The following is a 17,261-nucleotide window of genomic DNA, read 5'->3' as shown; positions in this document are numbered from 1 at the left end:
ACGAGCCGATCCCTCTGGTAGAGCTGCGGCAGGTCTCTAAGCGCTTTGGGGCTACGGTGGTGCTGGATCGGATTGACCTCAAAGTGTACCGGGGCGATGCCCTAGGACTGGTGGGGCCTTCCGGCACTGGCAAGTCGACCCTGTTGCGCATCATCGCGGGCCTAACGGAGCCCGACGCTGGCGAAGTGCTCTGGTGCGGTATTCCTTTGCCAGAGATTCAGGCCGGCCACTGCACTCCTCCTTTGCGGCTGGGCATGGTATTTCAGCAAGCGGCCCTGTTCGACTCCCTAACGGTGGAGGAAAACGTCGGGTTTTTGCTCTACGAGCACTCGCGGCTGCCGCGAGCCCGCATTCGGGAACTGGTGGCGGCCAAGCTGGAGGCGGTGGGGCTGGCGGGTAAGGAGAACAGCCTGCCGGAAGAGCTCTCTGGGGGGATGCGCAAACGGGCTAGCTTTGCCCGCGCCATCATAGAGGATCCCTCTCTGCCCCAAGACGAGCCGCAACTGCTACTTTACGACGAGCCCACAGCGGGCCTGGATCCCATTGCTTCCACCGTAATCGAAGACCTCATCCGGGATCTGCAACAGGTGAAAAAAGCTTGCGAGAGCTACATCGTCGTAACCCACCAGCACAGCACCATCTACCGTGCCACCGACCGCGTTGTGCTCTTGGCCCAGGGGCGAGTGCAGTGGGAGGGATCCGTGCAAGAGATTGAGACGAGCGACAACCCCTTTGTGCGGCAATTCTTCAGCGGTAGTGTAGAAGGGCCAATTCAAGTGGCAGGGCAGGTGTGATGCGTTCGCGAGCCATCCGAGAAGGGGCAGTGGGCCTGTTGATCTTGGCGGGGGCGCTGATCTTTGCCGGGCTGTTTCTGTGGATCTACAACCTGCGCTTTGGCAGCCGCGGCTTTCGGTTTACCGTTACCTATCCCGGCGTGGCCGGCCTGGCGGAGGGCTCTAGCGTGCGGCTGCGGGGGGTAGCTGTGGGCCGGGTGGAGCGCATCGTGCCTCAGGCAGCTCAGGTGGAGGTCCAGGTGGCCATCGACCAGCCCTTGATCATCCCTCGCGATGCTCTGTTTATTACCAAGCAAACAGGGCTGGTGGGGGAGACGGTGGTGGACATCTTGCCTAGGGGGAGTGTCGAGGGGGCAGTGGGATCCCCCCTAGCTGCCGATTGCGACCGCAGCCAAATCATCTGCGATGGCGATGTGGTGGAGGGCACACCGGGGGTGGATTTTGGCCAGTTGCTGATTCCCCTGGAGCGGTTGCTTGCACGGGTTGACGATGATGAGGTTTTTAGCACCCTTAACGCCACCCTAGAAGGGATCACCCGCGTTGCCGACAGCGTGGCCAACCTCTCGGAAACCCTGGAAGAGCGGGTGGCAGCCCTGCGCACGGAAGATCTGGACTTGTTGCAATTCACCGAGGCGGCTAGAGCAGTGAGCCAAACTGCCGCAAGTCTCCAGGAGGCTGCCGACCAGTTCACGGCCCTGCTTCTAGAAAATCGCGCCTCGCTCCAGGCCGCCCTAGAGAATATCCAGCAGGTGAGCGCCGATCTGGAGGCGATGTCGAGCGCGGTTCGCCCGCTGCTTACCGATCCGCAACTGCAGGAGGAGGTGCGCCAGATCCTAGTAGGGGCACGAGTAACGGCGGAGAACGCGGCCAAGGCCACTGAGGATCTGCGGCAGCTTGCGGCTGCCCTAAGCGACCCGGGCACCTTAGCAACCTTGCGCCAAACCCTGGACTCCGCCCGCATCTCCTTTCAGAACGTGCAAAAGATCACGGCTGACATCGACGAGCTTACCGGGGATCCCCAGTTTCGCCGCGCCCTGCGAGAGCTGGTGTTGGGGCTGAGCAACTTGGTTTCCAGCGCCCCTTCCGACAAGGGGATTCAGCCCGCTGCCGTCCAAGTCGCGCCCGTTTCTTTTACCCTCGCCCCTATGGGGCAGCAGCCGGTTCCCCAAGAGGAAGCCAAGATCCCTGCCGAGATCCGCTCCCCTAGCAGCGGCAAAAGCCATTGAAGGGATCCCGAAGCTGGGGTAGGCTTTGCGGGTATAGGACGCCGCGCCGTCGACCAGGGTTGAGGTGTGAGGAATGTGTGGCATTGTCGGCTATGTGGGCTTTCAGTGGGCTGCCCCCATTCTGGTGGAGGGCCTACGCACCTTGGAGTATCGCGGCTATGACTCCGCAGGCATTGCCACCGTGGATCCAGAAGAAGGCTTGAGGATCGTGCGGGCCACCGGCAAGCTGCACAACCTGGTGGTGAAACTCACTACAAACATGCCCACAGCCAGGGTGGGGATTGGGCATACCCGCTGGGCCACTCACGGCGGCATTAGCGAAGAAAATGCCCACCCCCACTGCGACGTCCAGGGGCGCGTCGTGGTTATTCAAAACGGCATTGTGGAGAACTACCTGGAGCTAAAGGAAGAGCTGCTGCGGCGAGGGGTTACCTTTCGCTCCCAAACCGATACCGAAGTCATTGCCCAACTGCTCGGTCTCTACGTCGAGGAGCTGGGATCCTTTGAGGTGGCCTTTGGCAAAGTGATGGGACGGCTGCGGGGGGGAAATGCCGTGGTGGCTTTGGATCGGGAGGCGCCGGATCGGCTGATTGCCGCCCGCCTGGGCAATGCCGGGGCTGTGGTGATTGGGGAGGGGGAAGGGGAAAATTTTGTGGCCTCGGATCTGCCCGCCATCATCCGCCACACCCGCAGGGTGGTGTTCCTGGAAGATGGAGAGATGGCCATCCTCACCGACTCCAGCGTGCGCTATCAGCGCATTACCGGCGAGGAGCTGCGCAAAACCCCCCTTACAGTGGCCTGGGATCCGGTCTCGGCGGCCAAGGGCGGCTACAAGCACTTCATGCAAAAAGAGATCCACGAGCAGCCGCGCACCATCACCGAGACGCTGCGGGGGCGGGTGGATCTGGAAGCAGGCCGGGTGAACCTGGAGGGGCTGGCCCTGGCAGAAGCGCAACTGGCCCAGGTGGAGCAGATCCACGCTGTGGCCTGCGGCACTGCCTGGCACGCCTGCCTGGTGCTCAAGTACTTCATTGAGAGCCTGGCCCGCACCCCGGTGCAGGTGGACTACGCTTCCGAGTTTCGCTACCGCCAGCCGGTGCTGCGCCCCCACAGCCTGCTTTTGGCTCTTACTCAATCCGGGGAGACGGTGGATACGCTGGCAGCCATGAGCGAGGCCCGTAGCCAAGGGATCCCCACCCTAGCCATCGTCAACGCCATCGGATCCCAGGCCACCCGCCTGGCGGATGCGGGGGTTATCTACATCCACGCCGGGCCGGAGATCGCCGTGGCTTCCACCAAGGTCTTTACCGGCATGTTGGTGGCAGGGTACCTGCTGGCCCTGCAACTGGCCCAGGCCAAAGGGATCCTCAGCCCAGCCCAGATCCAACCCCACCTGCAAGCTTTGATCGAGCTGCCAGCCAAGATCAGCCTCTTGCTGAAAGACGCCGCCCTCTACGACCACCTGGCGGAACAGTACCACCATGTCACCGACATGCTCTACCTGGGCCGCTGGGTCAATGCCCCCATTGCTCTAGAGGGGGCGCTAAAGATGAAAGAAGTGAGCTACATCCATGCCGAGGGCTACCCAGCAGGGGAGATGAAGCACGGCCCCATTGCTCTCATCGACGAGCGCATGCCAGTGGTGTGCATTGCCACCCGCGATCCTGTCTACGAAAAAATGCTCTCCAACATCGAGCAGGTGCGGGCGCGGGGCGGGCGGGTCATTGCTCTAATTAACCCGGAAGATACCCAGGTGCGGGAGAAAGCCGACCACGTCATCGAGGTGCCCAGCACCACTCCTCTGCTGTCAGCGGTTTTGAACGTCATCCCCTTGCAGTTGTTTGCCTATGCCATGGCCCTCCGCCGGGGAGCCGACGTGGATCAGCCGCGTAACTTGGCCAAGTCGGTTACGGTTGAATGAGCAGCGTTTGGTGAACCTTTCACCTAATCTAGGTTTTGCACAATTCGGGAAAGCTCACTTCTCTCGTCCACACTGATTCGGGTCGGGGATCCGCTGATAATCCGCTCGTAGCCGCGGAAGGAATCGCGAATTTCAATGCCCGAGTTGGAGATGACGTACTCGCGGATGCCCTTGTCGTGCCAAGATCCCCGCATCTTAAAGACGTTGAGGGCCCGCGCCATCTCGCCCCGAATCTCCACGTACTGCAGCAGAATAATTGTGTCGGTAATGGTGGAGATGTGGGACTCAGTGATGGAGTGGGATCCCATGAATTGGTCAGTAGTATTGGTGAAAAAGCCAGTGATCTCCTCCTGCTTGGCTAGGCTAGTTACACCAATAACAAACTGCCGAAAAGCATCTTGGCTTACGCCCCGCGCCAGCGCCGAGAGGGAGTCAATGGCCATGCGGGAAGGTTTGAAGGCCATCATCTCCGCTTTGATCCGCTGCAGATGGTCTTCCAGACCAGCAGACTCGGGGTAGGCGCAGATGATCTTGAGGAGGCCCTGCCGTTCAAACCCCTCTAGGTCGATGCCCCAGGAAGAGGCATTGCGGGCAAGCTGCGCCCGCGACTCTTCATAGGCAAAGAGAAGGCAGCGCTCCCCATTCAGGCAGCCCCGCTCGAGGAACTTGCTCACTAGCGAAGTCTTGCCAGTTCCCGTGGCGCCGGTGGCCAGGATAATTGAGTCCTTGAAGAAGCCACCGCCACACATTTCGTCCAGCTTCTCAATTCCAGAAGAGATGCGCACATTGGAGGAGCGCTGAGTAAGTTGCATCGCCCCCAAGGGGAAGATGCTGATCCCCTCGTGGGTGATGGTAAAGGGATATTCGCCCTTCATGTGGGTGGTGCCGCGCAGCTTCAAGATCTCGATGGTGCGCCGCCGTTTCTCTCCTTCCAGGATGTTGCGCAGGATTACCACGTTGTCGGAGACAAATTCCTCCACCCCGTAGCGAGCAATCGGGCCGTACTCGTCCGTGCGCTCCGTGGTCATGACGGTGGTGACGTTGGCCTGCTTGAGGCGGGCCGTCAAGCGGAAGAGCTCCCGCCGCACCACGCCGGCAGGGTCGTACTGCTGAAAGATGGCGGTCACCGAGTCGATGGCAACCCGCTTGGCCTTGTATTTGCGAATGGCGTACTGGATGCGTTCGATGAGGCCAGACAAATCGAAGTTGCCGCTGACCTCGTAGCCCTCCGGGTCTGGAGAAGCATCCAAGATAAAGAGCTGACCTTTGTCGATGAGGGCCTGCAGATCCCAGCCAAAGCTGGAGGCGTTGCGGATAATGTCGGCAGGGGTTTCCTCAAAGGTAACGAAGATTCCCGGCTCTTGGTACTTGACGATGCCGTTGTAGATAAATTGCAAGGCAAACAGGGTCTTGCCCGTACCCGAGGTGCCGCTGACCAGGGTGGCGCGCCCCAGGGGCAGGCCGCCGTGGCTGATGTCTTCAAAACCTTCGATGCCCGTTTGCTTCTTGGGGATCCCGCGCAGCTCTGGGCTGCCGTTGCGGCGGCTAAGGAGCTCCTCGGCAGTATTCTCCTGCAGGTTTTCCGGCCCAGAAGGTTCCAATGGCTGGCTCATCCTACTCTCTCCTCTTAATCCTCTTCGTCCGCTTCTTTGCAGAGTAGATCTAGGCCGATGAGCACCTTCTCGCGGTTGGACAAGTCGCCAATGATCTTCCGTACCGGCGGCGGCAAAACTTTGGTCAGGGTTGGTGTCGCCAAGATCTTATCCTCCTCTGCCAGTTGCGGGCTCTTCAAGACATCGATTACCTTCAGGCTGTAGACGCCGCCGAACTCCTTTTCCAGGATCTCTTGCAAGGTGTTGAGGGCGCGCAGAGAACTGGGCGTATTGCCCGCCACATAGAGCTTGAGGACATAGGCTTTGCGACTGGACATGGCTAGGGATCCCTTAGAGCAGGTTGGGGAAGGGAGCGGCGGTACATTTCACTGAGGTGAGCCATCACGTCGATGAGGGTGAGGCGGTAATCCAGCAGGATCTCTTCGCTGCGACCCTCCAGCTTCAGTTGTTTGGCAAAATCCTCCATCAGGTTCATGTGCAGCTCCAAGAGTTGGGCAGCACTGATGTCGGCAAAAAAGGCAAGCGCCACCAGCTCGTCAATGCGGGCATTGACCGTCTCAGGAGATTGGAAATAGTCCAAGACAATGGCCTGGTAAAGATTGCGCAGCCGCCGCATGAGGGCCTGTTGCTCCTCGGGGGGCAGGTGGCGATAAAACAGGGCTGGATCCCGATGGTAGTACACCCCGGCATAGCCCAGCCGCTCCCGCAGCTTTTCTGCCAGCCGCTGCTGTTGCCGGTAACTATCCTCAGGGTGGGGGAGGGCTGGGGGCAAGCTGCAGATGGGAGAAACCTGGAGAAAGAAGGCAATGGCCCGACTAACAAGCAGCTCCAAGGTGGAAGGGGAAGTCGGGGTCGGGGGGCAAAGCAGCTCTTGGGGCGAGACAAGGCGAACCAGGGTAGCGTTGTGGTAGAAAAATTGCTCTCGCTTCAGCAAAGCTCTGGCCTCTGGAGAAAGGGGAGGCTCAGCGGGGGGGCTGGCAGCTTTTTCTGGTTGGAGCTCTGCCGCCTCTGCAACCATAGCCACCACGGCTGGCAACAGCAGCCCCTGCTTGCAGAGCTGTTGGCCTAGCGCCTCCAGCGTGGGTAGCCGCTCCAAGGCTACCAAGAGCACCAGGCAGTCTGGATGGCTTTCTTCCTGTTGCAGGGCTTCCAGGAGAGTCTGGGGATCCTGGAAAACCTCAGTTACAAAACGGTCTGGCGGCAGCAAAACCTCTAGCGCCAGCTGCTTTCCTCCAGCCGGCTCCCAGGCGAGCAAAAAGCAAACGTGCAGCGGATAGGCGCTGGTCTCCAACAGGATATAACGATAAGAACTGTCTCTAATCTTAAATCTTCCTAAACGGCCTGGAATCTGCCTCGCGCTCAAGAAGCCTACACGGGGGGTGCCCCATGCTGCCTTTGATTATCGACTGTGACCCTGGCCAAGACGACGCTGTAGCCCTGCTGCTGGCGCTGGCCTCGCCTGAGCTAGAGGTGCTGGGCATTACCACGGTAGCCGGCAACGTCTCTTTGGAGAAGACTAGCCGCAACGCCCGGCAGATCTGCGAGTTGGCCGGCCGCCCGCAGGTGGGAGTTTATGCCGGCTGTCCCCGCCCGCTGTTGCGCCCCTTGGAAACCGCGGAGGAGGTGCATGGCAAAAGCGGGATCGACGGGGCCAATTTGCCGGAGCCGCAGATGCCGCTGGGATCCCAGCACGCGGTGCAGTTTCTCATGGAGACCCTTAGGGGGGCGCAGCAGCCCGTAACCTTGGCGTTGTTGGGCCCGATGACCAACCTGGCGGTGGCCCTAGTGCAGCAGCCCCAGATTGTGGAGCGCATCGGGCGGCTGGTGTTTATGGGAGGATCCGCTTTTGAGGGCAATGTCACGCCGGCTGCCGAGTTCAACATCCTCACTGATCCCCACGCCGCCCAGATTGTCCTCAGTGCCGGGATCCCCGAAGTCGTCATGCTCGGCCTAAATGTTACCGGACAAGTCCTCAGCACCCCAGAGCGGATCGAGCGCATCCGCGCTCTGGGCACTCGCGTTGGGCAAACGGTGGCCGACATGCTTACCTTCTACGGCAAGTTTGATGTCCGGCGCTACGGCCTACCGGGAGGGCCCTTGCACGATCCCTGTGTCATTGCTTACCTCCTGCAGCCGCAGTTGTTTGAGCTCAAACCCTGCTATGTAGAGGTGGATACCGTCAGCCCGCTCAACCTGGGCCGGACGGTGGTGGATCGCTGGGGCCTCAGCGGCCGCCCGGCCAACGTGCAGGTGGCCTTTGGGGTGGATGCAGAAGGGTTCTACCGCCTGCTCACTGAGCGCTTGGGCCGCTATCGCTAGCTAAAGAGGAAAACAATGAGCCAGACCCCCCCAGCTCCCCTTGGCAAACCGGCGTGGCTAAACCTGCCCACGGCTTTTACCCTGCTGCGCCTAGTAGGGATCCCCTTCATCCTGGGGGGACTGAGCCTGAGATCCCCAGAGGGGGAAAGACTGGCCCTCTGGGCGTTTCTAGGGGCAGCGGCAACCGATTGGCTGGATGGCCACCTGGCCCGCCGCTATGGGCTGGTCACCGACCTCGGCAAGGTCTTGGATCCCTTGGTGGATAAGCTGCTGGTGCTGGCGCCGCTGCTGGGCCTGGTGGAGCTGGGGCGGATCCCGGCCTGGGGGGCTTTCCTGTTGGTGGGGCGAGAGCTAGCCATCGCTGGCTGGCGGGCCAACCAAAGTCAGGTTCACAGCGCCAATTTCTGGGGCAAAGCCAAGACGGTGATTCAAATCCTAGCCATCGCCCTGCTAATCCTCAATTGGCCGGGTGGGATCCCCTGTTTTTGGGTGGCGGTGGCCCTTACCCTGATTTCGGGGCTAATCTACTTGCGCAGCAACCATGCCGCCGCAACCTCTTCCCCCGCAAAAGACTCCCTGGCCTGACAACCTTCCCGAGCAGCGCATCCTCGGCCTCGACCCCGGCTTGGGGACGGTGGGCTTTGGCTGCATTCTGGCCAGATCCGATGGTCTCCAGTCTCTGGACTACGGCATCATCAGCACGCCCGGGGAGCAGCCCATCCACGAACGGCTGCAGATTCTCTACGAGGATTTGAGGGAGCTCCTGCGGCAGCTGCAGCCTCAGCAGGTGGCCCTGGAAAAGCTCTTTTTCTACAAGATGAGCAACACCATCCCCATTGCCCAGGCGCGGGGGGTGATTTTGCTCGTCTTGGCCCAGCATCAGCTAGTGCCGGTGGAGTTTACCCCCGCCCAGGTGAAGCAAAGCCTAACAGGCTATGGCCGCGCCGACAAACAGGCCGTACAGGCTGCCGTGGCCCGCGAGCTCAACCTGCCCTGCTTACCCCGTCCCGACGACGCTGCCGATGCCCTAGCCCTTGCCATCACCCTCTGGCACCACCGCTTTGCCTAGGGCTTTTTCGGGATCGCTAAACTAGACTCAGGAGCGCAAAATACAAAAGCCTTATGCCTTCCTCTTCTGTGGATGTTTGCGAGCTGCCCCTATTTCCCTTGCCAGAGGTGGTGTTGTTTCCAGGCCGTCCCCTGCCGCTGCACATTTTTGAGTACCGCTATCGCATGATGCTCAACACCATCCTGGAGACGGATCGGCGCTTTGGGGTGCTGATGTTCGATCCCCAAAAGGGATCCCCTGTCCAAGTGGGCTGCTGTGCAGAGGTGGTGCAGGTGCAAAGGCTGCCGGACGACCGCATGGATATTATGACCGTGGGACGGCAGCGCTTCCGCGTGCTGGACTACGTGCGGGAAAAGCCTTTCCGGATTGGGCTGGTGGAGTGGATTGAGGACGAGCCCCCCCAGGGCGATCTTCAAGACTTGGTCGCTCAGGTTTCTACTCTGCTCCAAGAGGTGGTGCGCCTCTCCAGCAAGCTGATGGAACGGGAGGCGGCACTGCCAGACTCGTTGCCCACCGACCCTGTAGAGCTATCCTACTGGGTTGCTAGCCACTTCCATGGAGCCCCTCGCGATCAGCAGGCGCTATTGGAAATGGTCAGCACTGAAGCTCGGCTGCGGCGGGAAGCCGAGATCCTCGAGTCCGCCTGCAAGCACTTGGCTGCCCGCACTGCCCTCAAGGATCTCTTTTCCAAGAGTTCTTGAAGTTGCCCAAAAAGCAGAGCAGGTCAATGTCAACGGGCTTGCAAGTGCGCTGGTGTCACGATATCCGCCAGATCCCTGCCTCTAGTTGGCACGCTCTGCAAGCGGAGCGCACCTCTCCCTTTTTGGAATACGAGTGGCTATACAGCTTAGAGGCTTCCGGCTGTGCCGGCCGCAACACGGGTTGGCTGCCTTGTCACCTGCTTGTGGAGGCGGGGGGGCAGCTGATTGCGGCGGCTCCCTTGTATTTGAAAAGCCACAGCCAGGGAGAATTTGTCTTCGACCAGGAGTGGGCTGCTGTGGCCGCCCGACTGGGGGAACGCTACTACCCTAAGCTGATTGGCATGGCTCCCTTTACGCCGGCCACCGGCTATCGCCCTCTTGTCCACCCCGACTACTCAGAGGCAGAGGTGTGGCCCTTGATGTTGGCCGCCATCGATCGCTTCTGCCAAGAGAACGATATTTCCGTGTTCAGCCTGCTCTATGTGGATTTGGAGTGGCGATCCCAGCTAGAAGCCGACGGATTCACCCCCCGAATTACCCACAACTACCAGTGGCACAATCCTGGCTACCGCTCTTACGAAGACTTTTTGAGCCAGTTCAACGCCAACCAGCGGCGCAATATCAAGCGAGAGCGGGCCGCCATGGAAAAAAGCGGCATAGAACTCAAGGTCTACACCGGTGAGGAAATCACGCCGCGTCTACTTTCTCTCATGTACGACTTCTACAGCAACACCTGCGCTCAGTTTTGGAACTGGAGCAAATACCTTAACCGCCGCTTTTTTGAATCCCTCTATCCCAACTACCGGCAGCGACTGGTGCTAGTAGCCGGAGAGCGAGATTCAGAAGTGATAGGAATGTCTTTTTGTGTCCGCAAAGGGGATCGCCTCTTTGGGCGCTACTGGGGCTGCCGGGAAGAGGTGAAGTTCTTGCACTTTAACGTGTGCTACTACGAGCCCATTGCCCTAGCCATCCGGGAGGGAATCCGCAACTTCGATCCCGGAGCCGGGGGATCCCATAAGATCCGACGGGGATTCCCAGCCACGCCAGTGTATAGCTACCACCGCTTCTATCGTCCACGGCTAGGGCAGGTTTTGGTGCCCTATTTAAACCGCGTCAATCCCCTCGTGTTGGCCGAGCTGGAGAGAGTCAATCAGAACGAGGTTCCCTTTCGAGAAGACATTCTGCCTTCTTTGTCTACCCTCACTCGAGGCTAAACAACTACCACTGGATGAGCTTTCTCTGGACTGCTGCCATGCACATGGCAACGCGAGCATTGATCTCATCTTCCGACCCAAAGATATCAAGCTTTTCTTTGAGTCTTTGAATACAGTTTTGTACGGTCTTTTTGCTCGTGTGGATGCGGTCAGCAATGGCCTGGTCAGTAAGGGCCTCCTTGCAGAGTAAGTTTAAGACTTCAATTTCCCGCTCCGTCAACTTCGTTAGGCCGCGCAACTCTCGCGGCATGCGCAATTCCCCGTTGAGAGCACTTTTGGCCCCTTCCAGGAAGACGCTGCGCCGCTCCATTTTGTTGACGGCGGCAAATCCGCCCTGGTGCTTGCTGATTAGGCCCACCAGGGGAGTTAGCAGCAGGGGCTCGCTGGAATAAACCATCACGTTCAGGGTGGGGTAGTTCTCAAAAATATGGCGCAACAACTCTAGGCCCGGCTCGGCAGACTGCTCGCCAGTGGTTTGACCGTAGAGCAAGTCGGCCACCACCAGGTCTGGCTGCTCCCGCTGCAACCGCCGGATGGCGTCCATCGGATTGGAAACAGCAATGCACTGGGCATCGGCTGCAATCCGCTGTAGCCACTCGCAATTGTTTTGGGCGACCTCGGGATGATCCTCGACCACCAAAAACTTAAGCGGGGCAGTTCGGCTCTCAACCTCAGACATCAATCCTCTCCTCAAATCCACTGTCAGCTGTGAGGGACAGCGAGCACACCCCTGCAGTCTAGGGATCCTACCAGCAAGCTACCCTAGTGTAGCCTCAAGCTGGGTCGGGAAAGACCTATCGAGCTAGGCTAGAGGGTGATGTCAACCGGATTCTAACCGTGGTACCCCTCCAAGATCGCAACCCCACTACCCGCCCGGCCTATGTTACCTATGCCCTGGTCCTCATCAACATCCTGGTTTTTGTGTATGAGCTTACCCTATCCCCGCAAGAACTGGTGGCCTTTTTCCGAGAGTGGGCAGTGGTGCCAGCGGAACTAACGGCCAGCTTCCGAGGCGAGATCACCTCTTCGCTGCGCCCCGAATGGGTAACTCTATTCACCTCACAATTTTTGCATGGGGGCTTTTTGCATCTCGGCGGCAACATGCTCTTTTTGTGGGTCTTCGGCAACAACGTCGAGGATCGCCTGGGCCATGTGCGCTACCTCATTTTTTACCTAACTTGTGGAGCCTTGGCCGCCCTAACCCAATGGTTTTTCGATATGGAGTCCGCCATCCCTTCGCTGGGGGCAAGTGGGGCTATTGCGGGGGTGTTGGGAGCCTACATCCTGCGGTTTCCCCAGGCTGAGATCCTGACTTTGGTGCCCCTGGGCCTTTTTACCACAACCGTCTATGTTCCTGCCTGGGTGTTTTTGGGCTTTTGGTTTGTGCAACAGGCATTTTATGGCATTGCTAGCCTGCAGACTCCTATCAATATTGGCATGGAGGGGGGAGGGATCGCCTACTGGGCCCATGCCGGAGGTTTTGTGTTTGGCCTCATCTTGGGGCCCTTGATGGGGCTGTTTGCTGGCAAAAGCCCCTATGACCGCCAGCAGCAGCACTACCCAGACTTAGATCTGTAGCTCTGACTGTCAGATTCCAAAGGCAACTTGCGAGGAAAAAAGCATGGTCAGTCTACCTGCCAAGTCTTTAACTCTGGAGGAGTTTCTACAGCAGCCGGAAACTGAGCCTCCTAGCGAGTTCATGGAAGGAGAAATTACCCAAAAACCGATGCCACAAGCAAAACATAGCCGTCTCCAACTAAAACTGGGCAGCTTCATCAACGAGCTGTTGGAGCCTCCTCAACTAGGGATGGCCTTTCCAGAGCTACGCTGCACCTTCGCCGGATATGCAATTGTGCCCGACATTTCTGTGATCGTCTGGGAGCGGATTCCTGTGGATGAAGACGGCACTATTCAAAACCTCATACCTTTCTGCCCAGATTGGGTGATCGAGATTCTCTCTCCCGATCAAAACCAAGTGAAGCTGGTCAAAAAAATCTTGATCGGCTTGGCCCACGGCTGCCAAATGGGGTGGATCGTAGCTCCCGAAGAAAGGGTTGTTTTTGTCTACCCTGCCGGGCAACAGCCGACAGTGCATGAGGATCCCCAAGAGGTTATCCCCGTTCCCGCCTTTGCCCAAGGGATCCAACTGAGCATCGAGACATTGTTTGGCTGGCTGCGGGTTTAAGCCGGCAAAAGGCAGCTACCTCCTTCAACGGCTGTTGGAGAGAGCAGGAGCTTGGGCAACTGTCCCACTGGCCTGGGGCAGTTCCTGCCGCAGCAGGGCCACCAAGGCATTCGTGGACTGGTCGTAGAGGCTAGTTACCAGCTTGGGGTAAAGCCCAATGCCGATGACAGGGATGAGCAGACAGGCGATGATGAACACCTCTCGCGGCTCGGCATCCACCAATTCTTCGTGTTCGGTGAGCTCTTGGTTTTCCGGGCCAAAGAAGATCTGGCGCAGCATCGACAGCAGGTAGATGGGGGTCAGGATCACTCCAACGGCGGCTAGGAAAACCACCACCAGCCGGAAGGGAAGGGAGTAGGCATCGCTGGTAGCCATGCCGACAAAGACCATCAGCTCAGCCACAAAGCCGCTCATGCCGGGCAGCGCCAGAGAGGCCAACGAGCAGGCGGTGAACATCGAGAAAATCTTGGGCATCTTTAGGCCGACGCCGCCCATTTCTTCCAGCTCCAGGGTATGAGTTCGGTCGTAGGTGGCCCCCACCAAGAAGAAGAGGCTGGCCCCAATGAGCCCGTGGGAGATCATCTGCAGCATGGCGCCACTCATGCCGATCTCCGTTAGGGATCCGATGCCGATGAGGACGAAGCCCATGTGGCTGATGGAGGAGTAAGCGATCTTCCGCTTCAAGTTGCGCTGGGCAAAGGAAGTGAGGGCAGCAAAGATGATGTTCACCACCCCCAGCACGATCAAGACGGGTGCAAAGTAAAGGTGGGCATCCGGCAGCATGCCCGCGTTCATGCGCATCAGGGCATAGCCCCCCATCTTGAGCAGGATCCCGGCCAGCAACATGTGAACGGGTGCCGTGGCTTCGCCGTGGGCATCGGGCAGCCAGGTGTGCAAGGGGAAAATGGGCAACTTCACCCCATAGGCAATGAGGAAAGCTCCGTAGAGCAGCAACTGGAAGTTCAGTGGATAGCTTTTGCTAGCCAAATCCGTCATGTCAAAGCTGACGGGATCCCCGTAGAAGGCCATAGCCAAGCCCGCCACCAGGATAAACAAGGAGCTGAGGGCGGTGTAGAGAATGAACTTGGTAGCCGCATAGAGGCGGTTAGGTCCCCCCCAGATGGAGAGGAGCAAATACACCGGGATCAGCTCCAGCTCCCACATCAGGAAAAACAGCAGCATGTCCTGCACGGCGAACACCCCAATCTGGCCGCCGTACATAGCCAACATGAGAAAGTAAAACAAGCGCGGCTTAAGGGTAACCGGCCAAGCGGCCAAGATGGCGAGGGTGGTTACAAAGGCCGTGAGCAGGATCAGCGGCATGGAAAGGCCATCAGCCCCAACTGACCAACTCAAGCCCACCTGGGGCACCCAGGTGTAGCGCTCCAGCAGTTGTAAGCCCGTCTGACTGGGGTCGTAGCCCACATAGAATCCAGCCAGCAGGATGAGCAGGTCAGTAACCGCAACAAACAGGGCAAACCAGCGGATCCGCTCCGCCAACTTTTGGGCATAGGCCCGGGTGGTGGGATCCCCCGCCGGCGCCGGGATCACCGGAATGAAGAGGGCGGCCACCACCGGATAGACAATGACCGTGGTCAGCCAGGGAAACTCGTGCAAGCTGGGCAGCGCCATGAAGATAACCTCGTTACGCTAAGTTCGTGCCACACCCTTCCAGGAAGATTGCTGTCGGCTACAGCCAACAGCCCTTCATCAGTATCTCGGCTCAGTAAACCTCCAGGACTATCTTACTCAAGGCTCCTTCGCTCTTCGTCGCCGGGGATGCTCCAACCGGTGCCCCTCCCAAGCCTCACTGCCTGATCCCTGGTTAGCCAACCCTGCACAATTGGGCCTGGACAAGGCCACTGCTGCTGGATAACAATAGGCAGAAACAGTACTTAACAACCAAGCCAAGTCTGCTCCAGGGGTGGCTCCAGGCGAAGCTTTAAGGTATGGCACTGCATGCGGAGTTGCACCGCCACCTAGGCGGTTCGGTTGTTCCTAGGATTTTGTGGCGCTACCTGCATCGCCACGGATCTCCCCTAGCAGAACGCTTTCCCGACTACGCCGAGTTTGAGGAGTTCTACACCCGCCCCCGCAACACCCTGGAAGAGTACCTAGAGCTGCACACCCTGGTGGAGCAGGTGCAGACTCTAGAGAGCTTACCCTATTTCGTCTATCGCCTGATCCGGGGGGCCTATGTCTTTGAAGACCTGGCCTATCTGGAAATTCGCTACACCCCCTACCTACGCACGGATCCTAAGCTGGACGAGGCCGATCGCCTCAAGCAGATGCGGCAAGTCATTGAGATAGTGGGGCAGGCCTGCCAGCAGCGAGAATATCCCATCATCACCACCCAGATCGTGTGTTTGCACTCCCGCCTGCCCAGCCACATCAACCGCGCCATGGTCGAGGCGGCTGCTGAGTCGGAGTATGTCAGTGGCATCGACCTGGCCGGAGGAGATAAGGCCTACGGCGAGCGGATGGACGAGTGGATTGAGCTCTTCAAGTATGCCCTGGCCCGTGGCCTCAAAACTACTGCCCACCTCTATGAGACGCTGGATGGCTGTTATCCAGAGCTGTTGCCCTATGTCTTGCGGATTGGTCATGGCATTCAGATCCCTCTCCACTACCCAGAGCTGCTGCCAGAGCTGGCGCGGCGGGGCCAATGCCTGGAGGTCTGTCCTACCACTTACCTGAAGACAGGTACGCTGCCCAGCTTGGAGCCCCTTAAACTGGTCTTTGACCGCTGCTTTGAGGCGGGGGTGGATATCGCCATCTGCACCGACAACGCCGGCTTGCACAATGTGCGTCTGCCGTTTGAGTACGAGAACCTACTGACCCACGACATCATCGATTTCGATCAGCTTAAGCGGTGTCAGGAGGCGGCTTTTCGCCACGCTTTTGCCTGGCCTTACAAAGAATACCCAGCTCTGCTGTTGTCGGAGCTCCAGCGGTCGGCATCGGCTTCCTTAGTGGCTTTGTAGAACCTAGGTAGCCTGTAAGCTAAGGTTTGACGCCGCCGTTAGGTAAGGGTTTGCCCATGCGGGAACAATCGGATCTCTTGACCCGCAGCCTCATCGCCCTGATCCGAGGCTACCAGGTGGCCATTTCCCCTCTGCTACCGCCTGCCTGCCGCTACTACCCCACTTGCTCCCAATACATGCTGGAAGCGGTGCGGCGCTATGGGGCCATCCGAGGGGGTTGGCTAGGGATCCGCCGTCTCTGCCGCTGCCATCCTTGGCACCCAGGGGGCTACGATCCAGTGCCTGACTTGCCGGGATCTGCAGCCGACGAAAACTGTCGCCCCAGCCGCAACTGAACGCTTCAATCTCGGTAGCAGGCTACCGCCTCGATTTCCACCAAAGCATTGAGGGGCAGACAGGCCACCTGGATACAGGAGCGGGCTGGTGCGGGCTCGGTGGCGAAGAACTCTCGATAAACCTCGTTCATGGCGGCAAAGTCTTTCATATCCGCCAAAAAGACCGTGGTTTTTACCACATTGGCTAGGCACGTTCCCCCCGCTTCCAGCACCGCCTTTAGGTTTAGCAGCGCCTGTCGAGTTTGCGAGGCAACATCTTCTCCCACCAACCTGCCGGTTTTGGGATCCAAGCCCAACTGGCCAGCAGTAAACAGGAAAGGCCCGGAAGCGACAACGCCCTGGCTGTAAGGACCTACAGGGGCAGGAGCAGCCTCGGTTCGCACCTCCCGGGGACCTGCCCCGGCTTGAGGCTCAGAACTGACCGGCTTCCTCTGCTCCATGGGGATTGGCGGAACTCTGCAGCTAACCTACCACAGGTGGATCCCGGAAAAAACGAGCCGGCAATGGCAAGATCTACTCGTCGGCCAAAAGAAGCACCTATGCCCTTAATCAAGTTGCAAACGCCGCTGCAGCCTGAACCTGCCGCTGTGGAGGAGCTGCTCAAGTCGCTCTCTGCCGCTCTGGCCAAACAGGTGAGCAAGCCGGAAGCCTACGTGATGACCGCCTTTGAAGGAGGGATCCCAATGACCTTTGGCGGCAGTGCGGATCCCTGCTGCTACGTGGAAATCAAAAGCGTGGGTCAATTTTCCGCCGAGCAAACCCGGGCCATGAGTGAGTTTTTTTGCAACGCCATCGAGGCAGCTTTGGGGATCCCGAAGAAGAGGATTTTCATCGAGTTCACTGAGGCCAAGGGCTACCTCTGGGGATGGAATGGCACAACCTTTGGATGAAATGCCGCCC

General features: G+C 59.0%; 19 protein-coding genes. 13 read left to right on the top strand and 6 right to left on the bottom strand.

The genetic code is table 11. The annotated features are described in order from the left end of the window. Positions 1-56: 56 nt before the first annotated feature. From NW814_RS00255 to glmS, 3 genes are all read left to right on the top strand, one after another. Positions 57-794: an ABC transporter ATP-binding protein gene (locus NW814_RS00255; RefSeq protein ID WP_414404741.1), complete on the top strand. Its 738-nt coding sequence runs from the start codon at positions 57-59 to the stop codon at positions 792-794. Beyond that, positions 794-2,020: an MlaD family protein gene (locus tag NW814_RS00250; RefSeq protein ID WP_414404946.1), complete on the top strand. Its 1,227-nt coding sequence runs from the start codon at positions 794-796 to the stop codon at positions 2,018-2,020. The genes NW814_RS00255 and NW814_RS00250 overlap by 1 nt, the downstream gene beginning before the upstream one ends. 73 nt (positions 2,021-2,093) lie before the next feature. Continuing rightward, the gene (gene glmS, locus NW814_RS00245) at positions 2,094-3,941 is read left to right on the top strand and encodes a glutamine--fructose-6-phosphate transaminase (isomerizing) (RefSeq protein WP_414404740.1); all 1,848 of its coding nucleotides are present in this window, start codon (positions 2,094-2,096) and stop codon (positions 3,939-3,941) included. A gap of 23 nt (positions 3,942-3,964) precedes the next feature. Here glmS and kaiC read toward each other — a convergent pair whose 3' ends face one another. From kaiC to NW814_RS00230, 3 genes are read right to left on the bottom strand one after another with little or no spacing between them, the layout of a single operon-like run. Continuing rightward, positions 3,965-5,554 (bottom strand): circadian clock protein KaiC, encoded by a 1,590-nt coding sequence (kaiC, locus tag NW814_RS00240; RefSeq protein WP_414404739.1) that lies wholly within the window; start codon positions 5,552-5,554, stop codon positions 3,965-3,967. A 14-nt stretch (positions 5,555-5,568) separates the two neighbouring features. Beyond that, positions 5,569-5,871 (bottom strand): circadian clock protein KaiB, encoded by a 303-nt coding sequence (gene kaiB, locus NW814_RS00235; RefSeq protein ID WP_414395092.1) that lies wholly within the window; start codon positions 5,869-5,871, stop codon positions 5,569-5,571. Positions 5,872-5,873: 2 nt separating this feature from the next. Next, positions 5,874-6,761, bottom strand: a complete 888-nt coding sequence (locus NW814_RS00230; protein WP_414404738.1) for a circadian clock protein KaiA — start codon at positions 6,759-6,761, stop codon at positions 5,874-5,876. A gap of 179 nt (positions 6,762-6,940) precedes the next feature. Here NW814_RS00230 and NW814_RS00225 point away from each other — a divergent pair, with 179 nt between their 5' ends. The 5 genes from NW814_RS00225 to NW814_RS00205 are packed head-to-tail and all read left to right on the top strand — an operon-like array spanning position 6,941 to position 10,857. Further along, complete coding sequence (locus NW814_RS00225; RefSeq protein ID WP_414395089.1) at positions 6,941-7,873, top strand: nucleoside hydrolase; 933 nt, start codon at positions 6,941-6,943, stop codon at positions 7,871-7,873. Between the two features lie 15 nt (positions 7,874-7,888). Continuing rightward, positions 7,889-8,458: a CDP-diacylglycerol--glycerol-3-phosphate 3-phosphatidyltransferase gene (gene pgsA / locus NW814_RS00220; RefSeq protein WP_414404737.1), complete on the top strand. Its 570-nt coding sequence runs from the start codon at positions 7,889-7,891 to the stop codon at positions 8,456-8,458. Further along, positions 8,415-8,942, top strand: a complete 528-nt coding sequence (gene ruvC / locus NW814_RS00215; protein ID WP_414404736.1) for a crossover junction endodeoxyribonuclease RuvC — start codon at positions 8,415-8,417, stop codon at positions 8,940-8,942. Before pgsA ends, ruvC begins: the two co-directional genes overlap by 44 nt. A gap of 53 nt (positions 8,943-8,995) precedes the next feature. After that, positions 8,996-9,643, top strand: coding sequence for an LON peptidase substrate-binding domain-containing protein (locus NW814_RS00210; RefSeq protein WP_414395084.1), 648 nt, complete (start codon positions 8,996-8,998; stop codon positions 9,641-9,643). Positions 9,644-9,669: 26 nt separating this feature from the next. Then, a complete protein-coding gene (locus NW814_RS00205; protein WP_414404735.1) occupies positions 9,670-10,857 on the top strand; it encodes a GNAT family N-acetyltransferase in 1,188 nt (395 codons plus the stop codon). Between the two features lie 4 nt (positions 10,858-10,861). Here NW814_RS00205 and NW814_RS00200 read toward each other — a convergent pair whose 3' ends face one another. Next, a complete protein-coding gene (locus NW814_RS00200; RefSeq protein ID WP_414404734.1) occupies positions 10,862-11,536 on the bottom strand; it encodes a response regulator transcription factor in 675 nt (224 codons plus the stop codon). Positions 11,537-11,694: 158 nt separating this feature from the next. On the opposite strand from NW814_RS00200, the gene NW814_RS00195 reads away from it, so the two are divergent. Further along, a complete protein-coding gene (locus NW814_RS00195; RefSeq protein WP_414404733.1) occupies positions 11,695-12,435 on the top strand; it encodes a rhomboid family intramembrane serine protease in 741 nt (246 codons plus the stop codon). Between the two features lie 43 nt (positions 12,436-12,478). Further along, positions 12,479-13,042, top strand: a complete 564-nt coding sequence (locus tag NW814_RS00190) for a Uma2 family endonuclease (RefSeq protein WP_414404732.1) — start codon at positions 12,479-12,481, stop codon at positions 13,040-13,042. 24 nt (positions 13,043-13,066) lie between these two features. Here NW814_RS00190 and NW814_RS00185 read toward each other — a convergent pair whose 3' ends face one another. Beyond that, entirely contained in the window at positions 13,067-14,659 is a 1,593-nt protein-coding gene (locus NW814_RS00185) for an NAD(P)H-quinone oxidoreductase subunit 4 (RefSeq protein WP_414404945.1), read from the bottom strand. A 332-nt stretch (positions 14,660-14,991) separates the two neighbouring features. Here NW814_RS00185 and NW814_RS00180 point away from each other — a divergent pair, with 332 nt between their 5' ends. Further along, the gene (locus tag NW814_RS00180) at positions 14,992-16,026 is read left to right on the top strand and encodes an adenosine deaminase (RefSeq protein WP_414395074.1); all 1,035 of its coding nucleotides are present in this window, start codon (positions 14,992-14,994) and stop codon (positions 16,024-16,026) included. 56 nt (positions 16,027-16,082) lie between these two features. Next, positions 16,083-16,361, top strand: coding sequence for a membrane protein insertion efficiency factor YidD (gene yidD / locus NW814_RS00175; protein WP_414404731.1), 279 nt, complete (start codon positions 16,083-16,085; stop codon positions 16,359-16,361). Positions 16,362-16,366: 5 nt separating this feature from the next. Here the strand turns inward: yidD and NW814_RS00170 are convergent, their stop codons facing one another. Then, on the bottom strand, positions 16,367-16,744 hold the full coding sequence (locus NW814_RS00170) for a RidA family protein (protein ID WP_414404730.1): 378 nt from the start codon (positions 16,742-16,744) through the stop codon (positions 16,367-16,369). A 156-nt stretch (positions 16,745-16,900) separates the two neighbouring features. On the opposite strand from NW814_RS00170, the gene NW814_RS00165 reads away from it, so the two are divergent. Continuing rightward, positions 16,901-17,251, top strand: a complete 351-nt coding sequence (locus NW814_RS00165; protein WP_414404729.1) for a phenylpyruvate tautomerase MIF-related protein — start codon at positions 16,901-16,903, stop codon at positions 17,249-17,251. Positions 17,252-17,261 lie beyond the last annotated feature (10 nt).

Source organism: Synechococcus sp. R65.1, assembly GCF_047461755.1.
Taxonomy (GTDB): domain Bacteria; phylum Cyanobacteriota; class Cyanobacteriia; order Thermostichales; family Thermostichaceae; genus Thermostichus.
The sequence above is the reverse complement of the archived record's forward strand: the minus strand, read 5'-3'. Positions and strand labels throughout refer to the sequence as shown.